A 20,128-nucleotide genomic window follows, 5' to 3' on the forward strand; every position below is an offset into this window, starting at 1 on the left:
GGCGAGTTTTTCTTCATATGGTTGACTTCCTGATCCTGAAGTCAACCTTTGAATAGTATGCATTTTTGACGAGAACATTCGGGCCTAGACATTTGACTGCCGGGCAGTGGCAATTCAATTCATTGGCAAGTTTCGAATTCATCCATGTGTCATAGGATTCGGTCAAGGGCTGGTCTTTGATATTCCCTAATGTAGGCGCGTCCCCAAAATCGGTCACGATCACTTCCCCGGTGAAAATATTGATGTTCAACCGGGAACGTCCATCAGGGTCATTACGAACAGTCACTTTATGTGAACCATACAGGCGTTGAAGCAGCTTTATATCCTCTTTACTGTTATTGCAAGGATAAAATGGCAGGGTACCAAAAAGCATCCAAACATTTTCATCACGGATATCAAGCAAATGATGAATCGCTTCACGCATTTTGTCCAATGATAAAGTTTCAAGTGCCGAAGCGAAATCGCTTGGATACATCGGATGAATTTCATGCCTTTGACATCCCATTTCATCAACGATCTGTCTGTGAATATGCTCAAGATGTGGCAATGTCCGTTTATTAAGCATCGTTTCTGCAGATACCAGCACACCCGCCTTTGTCAGTGCCCGGGAATTTTCGATCATTTTATCAAATAATTTCTTTCGCTGTTCCCGAGATGGTTTTCGGTCCATCATGGCAAAGCCGATATCAATGAATTCATCGATCGTTCCCCAGTTATGGGAAATGTGCAGAACATCCAAATAAGGAATGATTTCCTCATACCGTTCCAAGTCAAGGGTCAAATTGGAATTGATTTGTGTCCGGACCCCGCGGGTACGGGCATATTTCAATAGAGGCAAAACATAATTCTTCACTTGTTTTCTTGAAAGCATCGGTTCCCCGCCAGTGATGCTGAGCGAGCGAAGCAAAGGGATCTCATCGAGGCGCTGAATCAGTAATTCCAGAGGCAATGCATCCGGGTCCTTGGGCTGAAGTGTGTAACCGACGGCACAATGCTCACAACGCATATTGCAAAGGGTGGTTGTGGTGAACTCCACGTTGGTAAGGCTGAGTTTTCCATATTGTTCAACGTCCATATATGCTTCCCAAGGATCATACTTGGGTGTAATTGGTGTTAAAAGATCTTGCTTGATTATTGACATATTTAAAACTCCTTACGTAATAATGCACTAACCCATTATGAACAATGGGGACAAAAATTGTCAAATGGCGGAGAGCGGCATTTATAGCTTGCCATTGCACTTTCAAGCAGATTTCGTTACGATGAAAGAAGAACGGAAGGAGAGTGCCTCATGGGAAAATCCATTACAGGTAAAAACGAACAATTAACATACTTAAAAGAACGCCTCACGATGTTCATGGAAGTTCTTGATCATATCGAACCGGAAAATACGGAGTTGGAAGATATAGACCGTTTAATCGGCATGATAGATGATTTGGAAGGCAAAGTTGAACAATTCAAAACCCGGGAAGACTAATATCTGTTTCGATAGTATGATTTTTTCAATGTTAATATTCATGAAGGGATGACGAGTAACCTGCGTCATCCCTTTTTAATATCTTCAGAGTGGAAATGATTGGTGATGGAATTTAACTCATGGGCTATTTCTGGCGCTTTGATCATTTCTCACCAAATTGCTTTTCATTATGAAAAATAATTACTTGTTTTCGAAAGATTATGTTAGATGTATAATAAAACGGGTGTTGTATCATTCGCTATTTATAGAGAAGCAGGGAAATGATTAAATCTAATCTAGGGGAAATAAGAGGGGGAAGAGAAATTTGGATATTCAAAAATTCCAAGAAAGTATGTACAGTCTTATCGTTGAAACTTCAACGAATCTTCCAAAGGATGTTCGTCGTGCGGTCAAAAGTGCAAAACAACGTGAAAATGCAGGTACTCGTTCTGCATTGAGCCTGGACACCATCACGAATAATATTACAATGGCTGACGACAATGTATCGCCGATTTGTCAGGATACTGGTCTGCCGACATTCAAAATAAAAACTCCAGTTGGCGTGAACCAACTTGAAATAAAAAAAGCAATCCGAAATGCGATCATTTTAGCGACAAAAGGCGGAAAACTTCGTCCAAACGCAGTTGACTCTTTATCGGGTGAAAATAGCGGGGATAACCTTGGGGAAGGTCTTCCTGTCATTAAATTCGATCAATGGGAAAAAGACTATATTGATGTTCGTCTCATCTTAAAAGGCGGCGGCTGTGAAAATAAAAACATCCAATACAGTCTGCCTATGGAGCTTGAAGGATTGGGAAAAGCGGGCCGAGATTTGGACGGAATCCGTAAATGTGTCCTTCACTCTGTCTACCAAGCACAAGGACAAGGCTGCAGTGCGGGCTTCATCGGCGTCGGTATCGGAGGGGACCGTTCATCTGGATATGATCTGGCTAAGTCTCAACTTTTCCGCAGTAATGAAGATGTGAATCCGAATGAAGACCTTCGCAAACTTGAAGATTACATCATGAAGACAGCTAATGAATTGGGAATCGGTACGATGGGCTTTGGCGGCGAAACTACACTGCTTGGATGTAAAATCGGGGTCATGCACCGTATTCCGGCAAGCTTCTTCGTATCCGTTGCTTACAACTGCTGGGCGTTCCGCCGTTTAGGAGTGAAAGTCAATCCTGAAACAGGCGAAATCAATGAGTGGTTATATCAAGAAGGCGAGAAAATCGACTTTGCTCTAGAAGCAGAAAAAGCAGCGAAAGATGAAGTGGCAGCCACTGCAGAATCGGACGTTGAAGCTTCCCGTGAAATCACCCTGCAAGCACCGATCACGGAAGAACAAATCCGTGAATTAAAAGTTGGTGACGTAGTTCATATTAACGGCAGAATGTATACAGGCCGTGACGCAATTCACAAGCACTTATCTGAAAATCCTGCACCAATCGACCTGGATGGACAAATCATCTATCACTGTGGACCGGTTATGCTGAAGGACGAAGAAGGTAAATGGCATGTGAAGGCTGCCGGACCAACAACAAGTATTCGTGAAGAACCATACCAAGGCGATATCATGAAACGATTCGGCATCCGTGCAGTTATCGGTAAAGGCGGAATGGGACCAAAAACACTGGAAGCACTAAGTGAACACGGCGGCGTTTACCTAAATGCAATCGGCGGGGCTGCTCAATATTATGCAGACTGCATCAAATCCGTCGAAGGTGTGAACTTCACTGAATTTGGTATTCCAGAAGCAATGTGGCATCTGAATGTTGAAGGATTTACTGCCGTAGTTACCATGGATTCACATGGAAACAGTCTGCATAAAGACGTTCAGCAATCTTCATTGGAAAAATTGGCACAATTCAAAGAACCAGTATTTAAATAATGAATGGAAAAAAGACGCTCCCCAAACGGTTGAGCGTCTTTTGCATATCTTATTCTTCGGTTTCCGGCAGTGGATCGATCCTTGATGAATCCTCTAAATTCAATCCACTTTTCACAAAATGAACAAACAACCCACCACCTAATCCAAGACAGCCAACAAAGCCTAAAGTGATAACCCATTCCAGCATTTCATTCCCCCCTTGCTAAATGTATATGAAAAAAAAAGCGATAATTACCTCAGAAAAGTACAATCTTTTGGAACGGACGCACATACATTAGAAGAGAAAGGGGGGATTTTCATGCAGAACAACTATATCTTATTCTTTATCGCCATGTTAACTGGTTTTGCTTTCATCAAACTTCCTGTGGCAAACACGATTTTCTCCGGTCTTGAAACATTCCTTGACGTAATCGGAATTGTAATCGTTCTCATTTTTGCTATCGCCATTATTTGGAAGGCGGCACAAGCGTTATTTAAAGGATAAACAAAACATGGAGGGCCAATCCTTTTCGGAGGAAAGGCCTTTTTTTGCGTCGGATTAAGGTTTTGTCGGGAGATATGAACTAACTAATTCGGACTCCGGGGCGTTAATTTGATCCAGAGTGAAATTTTATTCGGCCTCCGGAGCGAAAAGTTCGACCTACAGTGACCATAATTCGACCCACGGAGCGAAAATTCGACCTATGGCGGCAGTAATTCGGCCCAAGGAGCGAAAAATTCGACCCACAATGGCAATAATCGACCCACAGGCCGAAAATTCGACCCACGGTGACATTAATTCGACCTACTACGAGATCATTTTGACCTTCACAATATCATGCATATAAATCTCCATGTTCCAAACAATAAGAAAAAAGAACATGGGGGATATTCCAATGAAAAAAATGGTGATTTTATCCGCTTTTATTTGCTTGATATGCTCTTTCGCTAGCCCGGCTTTTGCAGAATCCTATAACTGGGGTTTCAATAAAGGGAAAAATGGGACACCTGCCGATGCCGGTAAAAAATTCAATGAAATGCTGCCTGAATATGAAGCGGTTTATAAAGGGGATACAAAGAAAAAAATCGTTTATTTAACATTTGATAACGGTTATGAAAATGGCTATACAGCCCAAATTTTAGATGTTCTGAAGAAACATCGTGCACCTGGAGCTTTTTTTGTCACGGGTCATTATTTAAAAACGGCACCTGAGCTTGTTGTCCGTATGGCTAATGAGGGTCATATCGTAGGAAACCATTCATGGAACCATCCGGATATGACAAGCGTGACGGACGATGTGATTCGTACGGAGCTTGAGCGGGTAAAAATAGCAACGGAAAAATTAACGGGGCAAAAGGGAATGAATTACTTAAGGCCGCCTCGTGGGGTATTTAATGAGAGAACGATGAGGATAGCAAAAAAAGAAGGCTATTACCACATCTTCTGGTCACTGGCATATAGAGACTGGATTGTTGATCAACAAAAGGGTGCAGCGTTCGCACACGATGAAGTGCTTAAGCAGATTCATCCAGGCGCGATTTTATTATTGCATACCGTATCGAGGGATAATGCGGAAGCATTGGACTCGATTCTGACGGATCTTGAAAAACAGGGGTACACATTTAGTAGCCTTGATGATTTAATGATCGAGAAACAGTTGCCGAACCGAATGCTTTATTAAAATGAGAAGCGGGTCCTGTAGTGATAATTCAGGTCCCGCTTTTATCCATTCACCTCAAATTCAAGTAATATTTCAGGAAACATGCTATAATACGTGGAAAACTGCTAAAGGATGGATCGCTTGTGTGGACAGAAAAATTACAGGTTCAAGGACCCTATAATTTCGATCTAGTTCTCGAACGATTATCGTTAGACCCACTTCAGGTAGTTGATTTTACAAACAGGACGGTAAAAGTTCCGCTATATATAGAAAAAGAACCAATCGTTTTGCAGGTTCAGGCAATAGGAAATATCGATGAACCATCTTTTATCATCAAAGGTCATTCAGAGGTGTACAAGTCAAAAGCGATCGAACGGTTAAAAAAGGTTTTCCACTGGCATCAGCCATTAGAGGACGTTTCCCGGCATTTTCGGGAATCCGATTTGCGGGAAATCTTCGAAGAGCACCGCGGTACTGCCATAGTCTTGGACTTCGATTACTACAGTTGCCTCGTTAAATGCATCATACATCAGCAATTGAACTTATCCTTTGCCCATACGCTCACGGAAAGATTCGTTAAAACCTTCGGCTACCAGATGGAAGGTGCCTGGTTTTATCCGACGCCGGAAACAACCGCCCAACTTCAAATCGAGCAATTAAGAGCCATTCAATTCAGTGGCCGGAAAGCGGAATACGTCATCGGACTTTCCGAGCAGATCATTCAGGGCCATCTCAACCTTGATATAATGGAAAAGCTATCCGATCAAGAGGTTATGGATACACTAATAAAAATACGCGGTATCGGTAGATGGACGGCTGAAAACTTCCTGCTTTTTGGAATTGGCCGGCCGAACCTATTTCCTAAAGCCGATATTGGCATTCAAAATGCCTTGAAAATATTATATGGCTTACCGCAAAAGCCAACCCAAGAAGAAATGGAGTCCTATAGTGTGAAATGGGCTCCATATCTAAGCTACGCTTCCCTCTATTTGTGGAGAAGCATTGAAAAACGGAGTGAAAAGAAATGACAAACATTCAAGATACAAAACTGGAAGTGAACCAAACCCTTCCCCTTACGATTAAACGGCTTGGCATTAATGGAGAGGGAGTCGGTTATTTCAAAAAGAAAGTCGTCTTCGTCCCAGGAGCATTGCCTGGTGAAGAAATTGTAGCCTTGGTTACAAAGGTACAGCCAAACTTCACCGAAGCGAAAATAAAAACCATCCGTAAAGAATCACCGCATCGCATTGCAGCGCCATGCCCGGTTTACGCAGAATGCGGCGGATGTCAGTTACAGCATTTAAGCTATGACCAGCAGCTTATCGAAAAGCGCGATATCGTCATTCAAGCGATGGAACGTCATTCGAAATTCCCAGTTTCTTCATTAAATGTAAAAGAAACGATCGGCATGGAAGATCCATGGAATTACCGCAATAAAAGTCAGTACCAAGTCGGCCAAAAAGATGGCAAATTGATTGCTGGCCTTTACGGCTTGAATTCCCATACACTGATCGATATCCCGAATTGCCTTGTACAGCATAAGGCAACAAATAAGGTAACACGTACAGTGAAAAAGATACTGAAGAACCTGAACATCTCGATATATAACGAAAGAAAAAGAAAAGGTGTTATCCGTACGGTCATTACACGGGTAGGTTTTGAAACAGGTGAAGTGCAGGTTGTCCTTGTTACAGGAGCAGAGGAAATTCCACAAAAAGATCAGTTGCTAAAACAAATTCGGGACCAATTGCCAGAAGTGAAATCGGTCGTTCAAAACATCAACAACCAGAACACATCACTGATCTTTGGCGAAAAAACGATTCACCTGGCAGGCGAAAAAGTCATCAACGAAACATTGGGTGACCTATCATACGAACTATCAGCCCGTACATTCTTCCAGCTTAACCCCGTTCAAACTGTTCGCTTATATGATGAAGTGAAAAAAGCGGCAGCCTTAACCGGCACGGAAAAAGTGGTTGACGCTTATTGCGGTGTTGGAACCATTGGGCTATGGCTGTCTGAAAATGCCAAAGAAGTCAGAGGAATGGACGTCATTAAAGAATCCATTGAGGACGCCAAGAAAAATGCCAAAAAACATAAACGCAACAATGTATACTATGAAACAGGCAAGGCCGAGAATATCCTTCCGCGCTGGACCAAAGAAGGCTGGAAACCGGATGTACTTGTCGTCGACCCGCCAAGATCCGGCTGTGACCAATCATTACTGCAGACAATCTTGAAAGTAAAACCGAAAACCATAGTGTACGTATCATGCAACCCGTCCACATTGGCGAAGGACTTACAAGAACTGGGCACTTCTTATCGCGTGGAGGCCATGCAGCCGGTGGATATGTTCCCGCAGACGAGCCATGTTGAAGTAGTTACCTCGTTGAAGCTGATTAAAGAATAAGCAGAGTGATCCGGGAATCTGTAAAAGGTTCTCGGATTTTAATCTGCGTTTATTTCCATCCATTTGTGAAATAATGAAAGTACTGTGAAAATCGAGAAATACATAGGAGGTTTTTGGATGCATAATCATGATATATTAATTCGATTAAGATATGCGCTGGATATTAAAAATAAAGATATGGTAGAGATATTTAAACTCGGGGAAATCGAAGTGACAAGAGAAGAAGTCATGCAGATGCTCACAAAACCAAAAGATGATTATTATGATGAATATGATGATGATATGGATGAAGATGAAGATGGGATAACCTGCAATAACATGATGTTGGAGTCCTTTTTAAATGGTTTGATCATTTTTAAAAGAGGGAGACAAGAGCCAAAACCTGGTCAGCCTCAAAGTCAGGCACCGGCTGTAAAGAATAAGGAAAGTATGAATAATATCCTTCTGAAGAAACTGAAAATAGCATTATCATTAACCAGTGAGGATATAATTGATATTTTGGAAGAAGCAGGGGTCATGATTACTAAAGGGGAATTAAGCGCTATATTAAGAAAAGTGGGTCATAGGAATTATAAAGAGTGCGGAGATCGATACGCGAGGAATTTCTTAAAAGGATTAACTTTAAGATATAGGGGATAAGGGTTCAGTAACTGTTTTTATCATGCACATCATTATAATTAGACCTTGATTTTCGTGAAAAGGATTTCAGGGTCTTTTTTTCGTATGAATTTTAAGTCGGCATCTCTAAGGGAGCGTGCTTGAATTTTCAAAGTTGTGCACAAGGTGTGGGTGAAGGAAAAGGGTAAATCCTTATTCTTCAAACTTTCCTCCTGATAATGTGCACAACTTTTTTTGTTTTTTTGATTTACGTGAACGTTACGGCATATCCGGAGCTGATCAGTAGCTCTTTTTTTATTGTTGTAATGGACGTAAGCGTCCATAAGTACAATGTAAAACAGACAAAAAAAGAGGATAATTAATCCCCTTGCAGACTATAGACAAATTCGAGGAATCGGGATTTGCCTGCAGTTTTTGAAAAACGTTCCAGCTTGATTTCAGAAATCCGCTCCCTTTCCGCCGGCTGTCTGCCAAGCCTTATCAAAGAAGCATCTAGCGGGTCTCGTCTAGCCAGTTATTCGGCAGGAAACCATTCCGAACTGCGTTTTTACTTGTCTTCAACTGTTTGTTCATCAGATTTTTGGACGATTTCTTTTAATTCACCAATGTCACCTTTTGCATTGATAATCTCAAAAATCTCATTTAAGCCTTCTGAGGTTTTTTCATCTTCCGTTTTCACTATACCCCTCCTTAATTAGGTTAATTGTTAAGGTCTCCAAAAACCAAAAGATAAAACATCGGTTACCTTGGAAAATTGATGAAATTCTCTTCGTATTTCCATTGATATAAACGCATTTTAGGCGAATGTTGATTGTAAAACTACAAAAAATCAATTTTTTTGTCCACACAATATGGACAACATTAAAATTATCTATTATTATGATTGTTATAACTCTTAGTATAAAAGGGTTTGTGTTAATACCGTGTGTGTTTTTGGAGAAGACACGTGTATTTTTGGAAAAATGGAAAAAATACAATATTTTTTAAATAGGGGTAAAACATATAAAGATCCTGCATTTATTCCAACCATCAATGAGGGGGTATGTTAAATGTCAAGTGAAATATTAAATAAATTTTTGAAAGAAAATTTGGAAGATTTAAAAGAAAAGGGACTGTACAACGTTATTGATCCGGTGGAAGGTCCAAATGGTCCGGTAATCACCATTGCAGGCAGAGAGCTTATTAATTTATCATCCAATAATTATTTAGGTTTAGCTACAGATAGACGATTAATAGAGGCTTGCATAGAAGCGACGAAAACTTATGGTGTCGGTGCCGGGGCCGTTCGTACGATCAATGGAACGTTAGATATTCATGTCAAATTAGAAGAAAAGCTTGCCGAGTTTAAACATACAGGAGCGGCCATTGCTTACCAATCTGGATTTAACTGTAATATGGCAGCGATTTCAGGAGTGATGGATAAACACGATGCGATTCTTTCAGATGAACTGAATCATGCTTCAATCATTGATGGATGCCGATTATCCAAGGCGAAAATTATTCCCTTTATCCATTCCGACATGGACGATTTACGGACAAAAGCACGTCAAGCCAAGGAATCCGGATTGTATAACAAAGTCATGATTATTACCGATGGAGTGTTCTCGATGGATGGGGATATTGCCAAGCTTCCTGAAATTGTGAAGATTGCCGAAGAGTTCGATTTAATTACGTATGTTGATGATGCGCATGGTTCGGGTGTATTAGGTAATGGTGCAGGAACGGTAAAACATTTTGGATTATCGGATAAAGTGGATTTCCAAATTGGAACATTATCCAAAGCCATTGGTGTTGTTGGAGGCTATGTAGCAGGAAAGAAAGATTTGATTGATTGGCTAAAAGTGAGAAGCCGTCCATTTTTATTTTCAACGGCTGCCACACCGGGAGCAGTTGCAGCTAGTATAGAAGCCATCGATATTTTGATGAATAGCTCAGAACTTCAAAATAAGCTTTGGGAAAACAGCGATTACTTGAAAAAAGGCCTAAAAGAATTAGGGTTTGATATCGGGGAGAGCGAAACACCGATTACGCCTTGCATAATAGGTGATGAGGCAAAAACGCAGCATTTCAGCAAGAGGCTGAATGAAGAAGGTGTATATGCTAAATCCATCGTATTCCCTACCGTTCCAAAAGGAACAGGAAGAGTGAGGAATATGCCTACGGCTGCTCATACAAAAGAGATGCTGGATAGCGCATTGGCGATTTATGAAAAAGTAGGAAAAGAGATGTCGATCATATAAGTAGATTGCTTGTTTCAGAGTTTAAAACATGGGGAGGGATTTTTGATGAAAAAGGTCTTAGTAACGGGGGCTTTAGGTCAAATTGGTTCAGAACTGACGCTGAAAATGAGAGAGGTTTATGGAGCTGACAATATCATTGCAACAGATATTCGAAAAACGGACAGCGATGTTGCTCAATCAGGTCCATTTGAGATTTTGGATGTTACGGATGAAAAAGCGATGTATAACATGGCAAAAAAACATGAAGTGGATACGATTATACATTTAGCCGCTTTATTGTCGGCAACAGCTGAAAAGAAGCCGCTTTTAGCTTGGCATTTAAACATGGGCGGATTGGTCAATGCTTTGGAATCGGCACGAGAACTCGATTGCCAATTATTCACACCTAGTTCCATTGGTGCGTTTGGTCCAACCACACCTAAAGATTGGACACCGCAAGACATCATTCAACGGCCGAACACGATGTACGGCGTGAATAAAGTATCCGGAGAGTTATTATGTGATTATTATCATCATAAATTTGGGGTTGATACGAGAGGTCTTCGATTCCCGGGACTGATTTCGTATGTGACACCTCCAGGCGGCGGAACTACTGACTATGCAGTCGAAATTTACTATGAAGCGATTAAAAACAAGCGATATACTTCTTACATCGATAAGGGGACGTATATGGATATGATGTATATGCCGGACGCATTAGCAGCCATCATTACATTAATGGAGGCAGATGCTTCAAAATTGAAACATCGGAATTCTTTCAATGTTTCTGCCATGAGCTTTGATCCCGAGCAAATTGCAGCCGAAATTAAAAAGCATATTCCGGAATTTGTCATGAATTATGAAGTCGATCCTGTAAGACAATCCATTGCAGACAGTTGGCCAAATACAATTGATTCAACTTGTGCAAAGGAAGAGTGGGGATTCAAGGCGGAATATGATTTGGAGAAAATGACCAATGATATGTTGTTAAAGCTGAGATTAAAGTCCCTTTTAGTAACAGCATGAATAAACCTGCCAGCCGAATAAAAGAGTTGCAAAACTCTTTTATTCGAGTTACCTTATACAGGGGAATTTTAACGTTTAAGGGGTGAGCTGTTATAACCGATAAAAAGTAAGCGCTTTCTATGATGCCTTGAACAGAATCAAGAAATAACATGAAAATGGATAGTAATCTTTCTAACTGTCAGGAATGCTTAAAAGTGAAGAATGATTTTATGGGGCAGCTTTAAGAAAGATTAAATAAAGTGGTGCCTGCTATATCATTTCTATACTAAATAGGGAGTGTACTAAGCATCTTGCATAAAATTTCGACTATTAGTAGTGTAGGGGGAAATGGAATGGCAAACAAAGATTTGAATAGGGACTTGAAAGGTCGTCATATTCAGATGATCGCTTTGGGCGGAACGATTGGTGTCGGTTTATTTATGGGTTCAGCCAGCACGATCCAATGGACAGGTCCGTCTGTAATGTTAGCATATGCGATCTCTGGAATTTTTATATTCTTGATCATGCGCGCAATGGGGGAAATGTTGTATTTAGAGCCAAGTACAGGTTCATTTGCAACATTTGGTTATAAGTACATTCATCCATTGGCAGGGTATATGACTGCATGGAGTAACTGGTTCCAGTGGGTCATTGTCGGGATGGCAGAAATTATTGCAGTGGGGACGTACATGCAGTATTGGTACCCTGATCTCCCTGCTTGGATTCCAGGTTTAATCGCAATGGTGATTCTTGGAGCAGCGAACTTAATTTCCGTTAAATCCTTTGGGGAAATTGAATTTTGGTTTGCACTGATTAAAATCGTAACGATCGTTTTAATGATCGTTGCAGGATTTGGACTTATCTTCTTTGGAATCGGTAACGGAGGGGAAGCCTTAGGATTATCGAATCTTTGGGAACATGGTGGTTTATTTACAGGTGGCTGGAAGGGCTTCTTCTTTGCTCTCTCGCTTGTTGTTGCCGCTTATCAAGGTGTAGAATTAATTGGGATTACAGCTGGTGAAGCAAAAGATCCGCAAGAAACGATAACCAAAGCGATTCAAAGTACCATTTGGCGTATTTTGATCTTCTATATCGGTGCGATTTTCATTATTGTAACCGTTTACCCTTGGGATCAATTAAATGCGATTGGCAGTCCATTTGTTGCGACCTTTGCGAAGGTTGGTATCACCGCAGCAGCTGGAATCATTAATTTTGTCGTAATCACGGCTGCAATGTCTGGCTGCAATAGTGGTATTTACAGTGCAGGACGTATGCTTTACACATTGGGGATGAATGGACAAGCGCCAAAATTCTTTGCGAAAGTATCTAATAGCGGTGTCCCTTTATTCGGTACATTCGGAGTGATAGTAGGTTTAGCAATTGGGGTTGTTTTAAGTTATATTGCACCAGAAAATTTATTTGTGCATGTATACAGTGCGAGTGTACTTCCTGGAATGATTCCGTGGTTTGTCATTCTGATCAGTCAAATTAAATTCAGGAAAATCAAAAAAGCTGAAATGCACAATCATCCATTCAAGATGCCTTTTGCACCTGTCACAAACTACCTGACCATCGCTTTCTTGATCATGGTATTGATCGGTATGTGGTTTAATGATGACACACGTACATCTCTTATGGTTGGAATAGGTTTTCTGGCTATCGTTGCAATAAGTTATTTCGCTTTTGGAATAGGCAAGCGTGTACAAGCCGATGCTCTGACAGAGGCTCAGAAGGAAGATAAGGTGGGTTAATCGATCATTCACTTTGGGTTTTGCAAAGGGTTGCTGCGGCAGCCCTTTTCCAATGAAACCAAAAGGGCGTTCAGTTTTAACAAGAGATGATAAAATGGATTAAAATGATTGCTTCCTTGTGAAGGGTGAACTTTTTATGTTCGGACTTAAAAATCCTAAGAAAAGGAGAAGTTGACAATGACAGCTTCAAAGAAGAATTTGAGGACTTGTGAAAAGGGACACAAATACTATAAATCCAGCGACTGTCCGACCTGCCCTGTATGTGAACAGGAACGAAAACCTGATACTGGATTTCTTTCATTGCTTTCGGCACCAGCCAGACGTGCATTGGAAAACAATGGGATAACCTCTTTACAACAGCTCTCAACATATAGTGAAAAAGAGATATTGAAATTTCACGGTATGGGACCAGCTTCTTTACCTAAACTTAGGGCTGCTTTGGAGACAGGTGGGTTATCATTCAAAGATTAATCACTTTACGTGATAAGTGATCAGGAACATCTTTTTTATGGACATCATCCTTGTTAAACTGATAGTAACTCTAAAAAGTGAGGTAACGAAAAATCATGAGTTCCTATACTCCCTATTTTGAATTCAATCGAGAAAAGTGGGCATCTCTGCGAAACCATACTCCTCTTCCTTTAACTGAAGAAGAATTGGATAACTTAAAAGGAATAAATGAAGAAATATCCATTCAGGAAGTAGAAGAGGTTTATTTGCCCTTGACCCGTTTAATTAATTTACATGTTGAAGCATCTCAGCAGCTTAACACAGCCACTTCTTCATTTCTAAAAACTGATGCTAAAAAAGTACCTTATATCATTGGGATTGCAGGGAGTGTTGCTGTAGGAAAGAGTACGACAGCAAGGCTGCTTCAGACTTTATTATCTAGATGGGATAATCACAGGAACGTAGGTCTTGTCACTACCGACGGTTTTTTGTACCCAAATGATCTTTTAGAAGAAAAAGGACTCATGAAAAGAAAAGGGTTTCCTGAAAGTTATGATACACAAAAATTAATCAATCTTATCGGAGATGTAAAAGCGGGAAAAAATAAAGTGGAAGCTCCAATCTACTCACATTTGAAGTATGACATTTTGCCAAATGAAGTGCAGACTATCTGTAATCCGGATATTTTAATAGTGGAAGGTGTTAATGTTCTTCAAGTTGACAGGGAAAATCAAGTATTCGTCAGTGACTTTTTTGATTTCTCACTCTATGTTGATGCAGACGTAAACGACATAGAACGATGGTATGTTGAAAGGTTCCTTTTACTTCAAAAGACCGCATTTCAAAGTCCCGAATCCTATTTTCATCGTTATATTAACTTGTCTAAGGAACAAGCCATTAAACAAGCGACCCAAATTTGGGAAGAAATTAATTTGAAAAATTTACATGAAAATATACTGCCGACAAAAGGACGGGCAAAACTCGTCTTGAAAAAAGGATCAGAACACAAAGTTGAAAATATCTTTTTGCGAAAATGATAAAATGAATGTGTGGATTGTGTATTAGAATAATATTTTATTGTAATAGCAATAAAGTAAGGAATTTTATTTATAAGGGACTATACGATAAGTCTTAAAATTAGGAATATTATCAAGGATCTTACCTTATATTGGTTTAATTATCAGTAATTATTGGTATTGTTATAATATCTAATAATTGGGTGGAATTTATGATCCAAGTTAAAAAGGTAGGATTTTAACAATTTCAGGAAGGTCCTTATTTTTTAGGGAAATGGTTACAGATCCTTCTAATTTCACTTCTGAATTTGTCATTAAATGTGTATTTTCGTTGCTTTTTCCGATGTGTCAATATTATTTCACTAACAGTTTCTTCCTTCAATAAGGAGATGTTGCTGAAGAAATCTTTTAATGTGACTATCGAAGCGGATAAGTTTAAGCTAATTTCTTCACAAAATCAATATTTTAACAAAAAAAGTAATAGTAGAATATTTTAATCTATGAAATAATAATAATAGACTATGATATAGTTATAAGGAGACAGAAAAGGTGTGTTCCTTGTTCGTGCCTGGCTTTTTATGACACCTAAGCAGGAGCGCCTACATCTTTTTTGCAAATATAGGGGATAAGGAAGGTTATAATGAGCAACATACAGAAACAAACAGACGTTATCTTAATTGGCGGCGGAGTCATGAGCGCGACTTTGGGATCATTACTGAAAGAGTTAGCACCGGAATGGGAAATCAAAGTATTTGAGAAGCTTGCAAACGCAGGAGAAGAAAGCTCTAACGAATGGAATAATGCGGGTACGGGACATTCTGCACTGTGCGAGCTTAACTATACATCCGAAAAATCTGATGGGTCTATAGATATAAGCAAAGCAATTAAAATTAATGAACAGTTCCAAGTTTCATTGCAGTTTTGGTCGTATCTTGTAAACTGTAAGCTGATTGATAATCCGCAAGACTTTATCATGCCATTGCCTCATATGAGTATGGTACAAGGGGATAAAAATGTAGCGTTCTTAAAGAAACGTTTTGAAGCGCTGTCAAAAAATCCTCTGTTCCAAGGTATGGAGTATTCCGATAACCCAGCAAAACTGATGGAATGGATTCCACTTATTATGCAAGACCGTCCATCGAATGATTCTATAGCGGCAACAAAAATTGATTACGGTACAGACGTTAACTTTGGTGCTTTAACACGCATGTTGTTTGACCACTTAAAGACTAAAAACGTCGATATCAAATATAAACATAGTGTTGATAATGTTAAACGGGCTAGCGATGGCTCATGGGAATTAAAAGTGCGTAATGTCGATACCGGCAGCGTAGAACGCCATAATGCTAAATTCGTCTTTATCGGAGGCGGGGGCGGAAGCTTGCATTTGCTGCAAAAATCCGGTATTCCTGAAGGGAAACATATCGGCGGATTCCCAGTAAGCGGATACTTCATGGTATGTAATAATCCGGAAGTTGTTGCGCAGCATCATGGAAAAGTATACGGAAAAGCTAAAGTTGGTGCTCCACCAATGTCTGTTCCGCATCTTGATACACGTTTTATCGACAATAAAAAATCGTTGCTATTTGGACCATTTGCGGGCTTCTCACCGAAGTTCCTAAAAACAGGTTCAATGTTCGATTTAATAACTTCCGTAAAACCGAATAATGTTTTAACTATGTTGGCGGCAGGCGCAAAAGAGATGCCATTGACAAAATACCTGATCCAGCAAGTTATGTTATCGAAAGAACAGCGCATGGAAGAGTTACGAGAGTTCATCCCGAACGCTAAGAGCGAGGATTGGGATTTAGTAGTAGCTGGCCAACGTGTACAAGTTATCAAGGATACTGCTGAAGGCGGCAAAGGTACACTTCAATTTGGTACGGAAGTTGTCAGTGCATCCGATGGCTCGATTGCAGCATTGCTAGGTGCATCTCCAGGTGCTTCTACTGCTGTACACGTTATGCTTGAGGTAATTAATAAATGCTTCCCGCAACGTATGAAAGAGTGGGAACCGAAAATTAAAGAAATGATTCCTTCTTATGGAGAGTCACTAATGGAAAATACAGAACTTCTGCACGAAATTCAAACTTCAACAGCAGAGACGCTTGGTCTGAGCAAAAAAAAAGAGCTAGTTTATAGTTAATATTTGGATATGGAAGCAACATTGAGATTAAAAACAACAGAACCTTTAATCTATCTTTGATTGAAGGTTCTTTTTTTTTGTCTTGAAGCTGATTCAACCTTCGAAAGGGAGGGTTGGACTAAAGAGGGCAGTATAGTTTAATAAGAAAATTCAATAAGGGATGCTATTATGGCATCCCTAAAGATTTCGGCTTCTAATGTGTGTATTTGAATTTATTTGGGAAATGGTCTCTTTATCGCAAATAACGAAAAGCTGTGCATCATCAGGAATTCGTTCATCTAATTTTTGGTTTATGTTAAGATCACCACGATCCGCTACCAGTGTGGCTCCTTTGTTAAGAAGATCTATAAACGCATCACGATAGGTCCGCCATTCATCTTGTTTAGGAATCTCATACATGGTTTCTTCATACTTTGTGCTCATAAGTTCAGAATACATGTGGGTGACTCCATGAGAAAATAATGATCGTACTGCTGCATGGGAGATCATTTCTTGTGTAGGAATAAACTCATCCACCTTTACACGCTCGAATAAACGAATATGCTTTTGATTGATCACTTCGGCGGTGACATGAATGGACGTATTCGTTTTTTCTTCAATGGCCGTTATGGCAGTGGCAACTAATAATGTCTTTCCATCGACAAGTAACGGATCTTTTGTAGCATAATTATCCTGTGTAATTTGGTCAGCAAAAATGATAACGCCTTTTGCTTTAGGCAGATTTGCACGGAGTAATGCTTCTTCATCGGTAGCATCCCCTCGAACATAAAACAGACGCTCCTCCATCATGGGAGCTTTTTCTAAGTTATCAATGATTACAATATCAATGGTTTCATCAGATTTAAAAACTTCTTGGAGTGCTGATTTTGATTTATCACTCCATCCAATCAGAATGATATGATTTTTACCTGTATATTTCACTTTTCCACCAACTTTACGTTTTTCGATAAGATATACAGATTTAATGATTTTTCCAATAAAAAGACTAACAAGCCCAATACCCGTGATGTAAAGACCAATGGTAAATGCTTTTCCAAGATCGGTGACCGGTGCATAGTCTCCAAAACCAACCGTAGCAAGCGTTGTAAGAACCCAGTAAACTGAGGTTAAATATGATTCGAACGTCTGTGGCTCTATAGAGAAAGCAACATACGCAGCAACTAATATGTATAAAATGGCAAATGGTATAAAGATTCTACCTCTTAATTTAATCAGGTAATATATTATTTTTTTTACCGTCTCATCATACCCATCCTAGTTTTCAAGTCATCATCGATTAAATTTATATTTCCCCAATTCATCAATTAATTAAACGTAAGTGTAAAAACTATTTTTACCCAAGTAGGAGCAAGAAGCATATAAAAGAGAGCTTAGTTCGTTAAAAATCTGTGACGTTCAGCTCTTTTTTGTATGTAATTAAAGGGACAGGATCCACACATTCTGCTATTTAATTCCGCTTTAATTTTAATATAGATTATAAAATGAACAATAATAGATGAAAATTTGAAAATAAATTATAAAATAATCATCAAACAATAAAATGATTATTAGAATTTTCAGTATACAATTAATATTAAATGACGAGGAGGTCCATCAAAATGAAAGCGAATACAAAAATGAAATAATGACTATACGAAGAAACAGGATTGCAAACAAAAGACAGTGCTTCCTTATATTAATGAACAACCGGAATGTAGATTAGCACCGAGGTGGTGGTAAACGGCTGGATTGGAAAGCGGCACATATTGGGAGTGTTTTGCTTCGAATGTTCAATAAGGGCTGGAAGAGGTTGAAACTTTGCTTATCCAATCTAGGTAACCCGTGGTCATGCGCATACCGATGCACCACGGGCAATGTGCATTTTTGAAATTGGATTGGCAAAAGAATAAATTTAGTTCCAAGGCTTCCCGTATTTTGCTGGTTAGGCTATGGGGGACGTGCCGGGTTTGGATAATTTTGAACGATATGGTGGCAAGCGGAGAACTAAATACCCAGCATGCAATTAATAATAGGGGGAATAATTATGGGATCACCAAATGTGGCGGCAAATACGAAACAAGAGAAGCCGCAAATTCAATCAACTACTAATATACTGAAGTTTATAATATATAGTTTAATAGGAAGTTTTATGTTTTTTATTCCTATTACCATAAATGGTGTTTCAAGCATACCAATTGATCATATAGTAACATGGATCAAAGTAACCTTGCCGTCAGCCGTTCCTATTTATGCTCTCATTGTCATTCTAGTAGGAGCTGTTTATCCATTTATCTCAAAAAGTTGGAGCAAGGATAAGGTATCAATAGTTTTTTCTTTCTTAAAAGTAATAGGTGCTGTTGTTGCGATCTTAATATATTTCAAGATTGGGCCCGAATGGTTAATGGCCCCAAGTATGGGTCCTTTCCTTTTCGAAAAACTTGTCATACCTGTAGGGCTTGTCGTTCCTTTTGGTGCTATATTTTTGGCGCTTCTCATTGGATATGGGCTTCTCGAATTTTTGGGTGTACTGATGCAGCCAATCATGAGGCCGATATTTAAAACGCCGGGGCGTTCAGCAGTTGATATGGTCGCTGATTTAGCAGGAAGCTACTCCATTGGTATGCTTATTACGAATCGACTATATAAAGAAGGAAAATACACGCTTAAAGAAGCTGCTATTATTGCAACTGGTTTTTCAACCGTTTCAGCAACGTTCATGATCGTTGTAGCAAAAACTCTCGGGCTTATGGACTTATGGTCCCTTTTCTTTTGGGTTTCTTTAGGGATAACGTATCTTGTCACTGCCATTACCGTACGGATTTGGCCGCTAAATAAAATGAGCGACGATTATTATTCGGATAATGCCGATCCGGAAGAAGTTATCAAAGAAGGACTTTTCAAAAATGCCTGGAACAATGCGATGGTGGGAGCAAACAATTCCGTAAGTCTTGGCAGAAATTTATGGGAAAACTTAAAGGACGGTTTTCTTATGACAATGAGCATTCTGCCGTCCATTTTATCCGTTGGTCTCATCAGCCTTGTATTAGCGGAGTATACTCCAGTATTTAATTTACTTGGCTATCTTTTTTATCCATTTACCTGGGCATTGCAAATACCTGAACCATTTTTGGCTGCAAAAGCTTCAGCTATAGGAATTGCAGAAATGTTCCTGCCGGCGCTTCTCGTAGTTGATGCACCTCTGGTAACTAAGTTCATTATTGCCGTGGTATCTGTATCATCCATATTGTTCTTCTCAGCGACGATACCTTGTATCCTATCAACCGAAATCCCAATCAGCATTACGAAGTTGATTGTAATCTGGTTTGAACGGACGCTCATCACGTTAATTATTACTGCACCTATCGCAATATTGCTGCTTTAGTACAAATCAACGAATCTTAATTCGATTCACAAATCGAACAGGTGCGTTCATATTATAAGGTCGGCCAGTAAAAATTACTGGTTGACCTTTTTTAATAGAATCTTTTATATCAGTAGCCAGGGTAGGACGTACGGGTGCGCGGGACATTTGAAGGCTTGTTGG

Annotated in this window: 18 protein-coding genes and 1 pseudogene; 14 read left to right on the forward strand and 5 right to left on the reverse strand. The window is 39.7% G+C overall.

The annotated features are described in order from the left end of the window. Nucleotides 1-13: 13 nt before the first annotated feature. Nucleotides 14-1,141 (reverse strand): radical SAM/CxCxxxxC motif protein YfkAB, encoded by a 1,128-nt coding sequence (yfkAB, locus tag J7E52_RS11145; RefSeq protein WP_214746021.1) that lies wholly within the window; start codon nt 1,139-1,141, stop codon nt 14-16. A 150-nt stretch (nt 1,142-1,291) separates the two neighbouring features. On the opposite strand from yfkAB, the gene J7E52_RS11150 reads away from it, so the two are divergent. Beyond that, complete coding sequence (locus tag J7E52_RS11150; protein ID WP_034305661.1) at nt 1,292-1,477, forward strand: SE1561 family protein; 186 nt, start codon at nt 1,292-1,294, stop codon at nt 1,475-1,477. A gap of 304 nt (nt 1,478-1,781) precedes the next feature. Beyond that, a complete protein-coding gene (locus J7E52_RS11155) occupies nt 1,782-3,350 on the forward strand; it encodes a fumarate hydratase (protein WP_286197662.1) in 1,569 nt (522 codons plus the stop codon). 49 nt (nt 3,351-3,399) lie between these two features. Here the strand turns inward: J7E52_RS11155 and J7E52_RS11160 are convergent, their stop codons facing one another. Then, nucleotides 3,400-3,537: a hypothetical protein gene (locus tag J7E52_RS11160; RefSeq protein ID WP_214746024.1), complete on the reverse strand. Its 138-nt coding sequence runs from the start codon at nt 3,535-3,537 to the stop codon at nt 3,400-3,402. 111 nt (nt 3,538-3,648) lie between these two features. Between J7E52_RS11160 and J7E52_RS11165 the strand changes: the two genes are divergently transcribed. From J7E52_RS11165 to J7E52_RS11185, 5 genes are all read left to right on the forward strand, one after another. After that, entirely contained in the window at nt 3,649-3,834 is a 186-nt protein-coding gene (locus J7E52_RS11165) for a hypothetical protein (protein WP_214746026.1), read from the forward strand. A 391-nt stretch (nt 3,835-4,225) separates the two neighbouring features. Then, nucleotides 4,226-5,011, forward strand: a complete 786-nt coding sequence (gene pdaA, locus J7E52_RS11170) for a delta-lactam-biosynthetic de-N-acetylase (RefSeq protein WP_214746029.1) — start codon at nt 4,226-4,228, stop codon at nt 5,009-5,011. 122 nt (nt 5,012-5,133) lie between these two features. After that, a complete protein-coding gene (locus tag J7E52_RS11175; protein WP_214746032.1) occupies nt 5,134-6,018 on the forward strand; it encodes a DNA-3-methyladenine glycosylase family protein in 885 nt (294 codons plus the stop codon). Beyond that, a complete protein-coding gene (gene rlmD / locus J7E52_RS11180; RefSeq protein WP_214746035.1) occupies nt 6,015-7,400 on the forward strand; it encodes a 23S rRNA (uracil(1939)-C(5))-methyltransferase RlmD in 1,386 nt (461 codons plus the stop codon). Before J7E52_RS11175 ends, rlmD begins: the two co-directional genes overlap by 4 nt. Before the next feature lie 117 nt (nt 7,401-7,517). Beyond that, a complete protein-coding gene (locus J7E52_RS11185; protein ID WP_214746037.1) occupies nt 7,518-8,039 on the forward strand; it encodes a YehS family protein in 522 nt (173 codons plus the stop codon). Nucleotides 8,040-8,565: 526 nt separating this feature from the next. On the opposite strand, the gene J7E52_RS26910 is transcribed toward J7E52_RS11185, so the two are convergent. After that, complete coding sequence (locus J7E52_RS26910) at nt 8,566-8,697, reverse strand: hypothetical protein (protein ID WP_309476882.1); 132 nt, start codon at nt 8,695-8,697, stop codon at nt 8,566-8,568. 370 nt (nt 8,698-9,067) lie between these two features. Here J7E52_RS26910 and J7E52_RS11190 point away from each other — a divergent pair, with 370 nt between their 5' ends. From J7E52_RS11190 to J7E52_RS11215, 6 genes are all read left to right on the forward strand, one after another. Then, nucleotides 9,068-10,258 (forward strand): glycine C-acetyltransferase, encoded by a 1,191-nt coding sequence (locus J7E52_RS11190; protein ID WP_214746040.1) that lies wholly within the window; start codon nt 9,068-9,070, stop codon nt 10,256-10,258. A gap of 45 nt (nt 10,259-10,303) precedes the next feature. After that, nucleotides 10,304-11,263 (forward strand): L-threonine 3-dehydrogenase, encoded by a 960-nt coding sequence (locus tag J7E52_RS11195; RefSeq protein ID WP_214746043.1) that lies wholly within the window; start codon nt 10,304-10,306, stop codon nt 11,261-11,263. 332 nt (nt 11,264-11,595) lie between these two features. Beyond that, nucleotides 11,596-12,993, forward strand: a complete 1,398-nt coding sequence (locus J7E52_RS11200; RefSeq protein WP_214746046.1) for an amino acid permease — start codon at nt 11,596-11,598, stop codon at nt 12,991-12,993. A gap of 177 nt (nt 12,994-13,170) precedes the next feature. Continuing rightward, nucleotides 13,171-13,464 carry an RNA polymerase alpha subunit C-terminal domain-containing protein gene (locus tag J7E52_RS11205; protein WP_214746049.1) on the forward strand — a complete coding sequence of 98 codons (294 nt, stop codon included), beginning with the start codon at nt 13,171-13,173 and terminating at the stop codon, nt 13,462-13,464. Nucleotides 13,465-13,559: 95 nt separating this feature from the next. After that, the gene (gene coaA / locus J7E52_RS11210) at nt 13,560-14,480 is read left to right on the forward strand and encodes a type I pantothenate kinase (protein WP_214746052.1); all 921 of its coding nucleotides are present in this window, start codon (nt 13,560-13,562) and stop codon (nt 14,478-14,480) included. 619 nt (nt 14,481-15,099) lie between these two features. Next, a complete protein-coding gene (locus J7E52_RS11215; protein ID WP_214746054.1) occupies nt 15,100-16,605 on the forward strand; it encodes a malate:quinone oxidoreductase in 1,506 nt (501 codons plus the stop codon). Nucleotides 16,606-16,782: 177 nt separating this feature from the next. Here the strand turns inward: J7E52_RS11215 and J7E52_RS11220 are convergent, their stop codons facing one another. Both J7E52_RS11220 and J7E52_RS27405 read right to left on the reverse strand, forming a co-directional pair. Further along, nucleotides 16,783-17,526, reverse strand: coding sequence for an NAD-binding protein (locus tag J7E52_RS11220; protein ID WP_214746057.1), 744 nt, complete (start codon nt 17,524-17,526; stop codon nt 16,783-16,785). Between the two features lie 27 nt (nt 17,527-17,553). Further along, nucleotides 17,554-17,832 (reverse strand): annotated as a pseudogene (locus tag J7E52_RS27405) (potassium channel family protein); the annotation flags it as partial. Nucleotides 17,833-18,628: 796 nt separating this feature from the next. Between J7E52_RS27405 and J7E52_RS11230 the strand changes: the two are divergent. Continuing rightward, a complete protein-coding gene (locus J7E52_RS11230; RefSeq protein WP_214746060.1) occupies nt 18,629-19,966 on the forward strand; it encodes a YjiH family protein in 1,338 nt (445 codons plus the stop codon). Nucleotides 19,967-20,128: the final 162 nt, after the last annotated feature.

This window comes from Bacillus sp. ISL-34, from assembly GCF_018613325.1.
GTDB lineage: Bacteria > Bacillota > Bacilli > Bacillales > DSM-1321 > Peribacillus.

Excerpts from the sequence above, each read along its gene's own strand:
- J7E52_RS11185 (WP_214746037.1), top strand. The coding sequence starts at position 7,518 with ATGCATAATCATGATATATTAATTCGATTAAGATATGCGCTGGATATT.
- J7E52_RS11195 (WP_214746043.1), top strand. The coding sequence starts at position 10,304 with ATGAAAAAGGTCTTAGTAACGGGGGCTTTAGGTCAAATTGGTTCAGAA.
- J7E52_RS11190 (WP_214746040.1), top strand. The coding sequence starts at position 9,068 with ATGTCAAGTGAAATATTAAATAAATTTTTGAAAGAAAATTTGGAAGAT.
- J7E52_RS11150 (WP_034305661.1), top strand. The coding sequence starts at position 1,292 with ATGGGAAAATCCATTACAGGTAAAAACGAACAATTAACATACTTAAAA.
- J7E52_RS11215 (WP_214746054.1), top strand. The coding sequence starts at position 15,100 with ATGAGCAACATACAGAAACAAACAGACGTTATCTTAATTGGCGGCGGA.
- J7E52_RS11200 (WP_214746046.1), top strand. The coding sequence starts at position 11,596 with ATGGCAAACAAAGATTTGAATAGGGACTTGAAAGGTCGTCATATTCAG.
- pdaA (WP_214746029.1), top strand. The coding sequence starts at position 4,226 with ATGAAAAAAATGGTGATTTTATCCGCTTTTATTTGCTTGATATGCTCT.
- rlmD (WP_214746035.1), top strand. The coding sequence starts at position 6,015 with ATGACAAACATTCAAGATACAAAACTGGAAGTGAACCAAACCCTTCCC.
- yfkAB (WP_214746021.1), bottom strand. The coding sequence starts at position 1,141 with ATGTCAATAATCAAGCAAGATCTTTTAACACCAATTACACCCAAGTAT.
- coaA (WP_214746052.1), top strand. The coding sequence starts at position 13,560 with ATGAGTTCCTATACTCCCTATTTTGAATTCAATCGAGAAAAGTGGGCA.
- J7E52_RS11230 (WP_214746060.1), top strand. The coding sequence starts at position 18,629 with ATGGGATCACCAAATGTGGCGGCAAATACGAAACAAGAGAAGCCGCAA.
- J7E52_RS11165 (WP_214746026.1), top strand. The coding sequence starts at position 3,649 with ATGCAGAACAACTATATCTTATTCTTTATCGCCATGTTAACTGGTTTT.
- J7E52_RS11205 (WP_214746049.1), top strand. The coding sequence starts at position 13,171 with ATGACAGCTTCAAAGAAGAATTTGAGGACTTGTGAAAAGGGACACAAA.
- J7E52_RS11160 (WP_214746024.1), bottom strand. The coding sequence starts at position 3,537 with ATGCTGGAATGGGTTATCACTTTAGGCTTTGTTGGCTGTCTTGGATTA.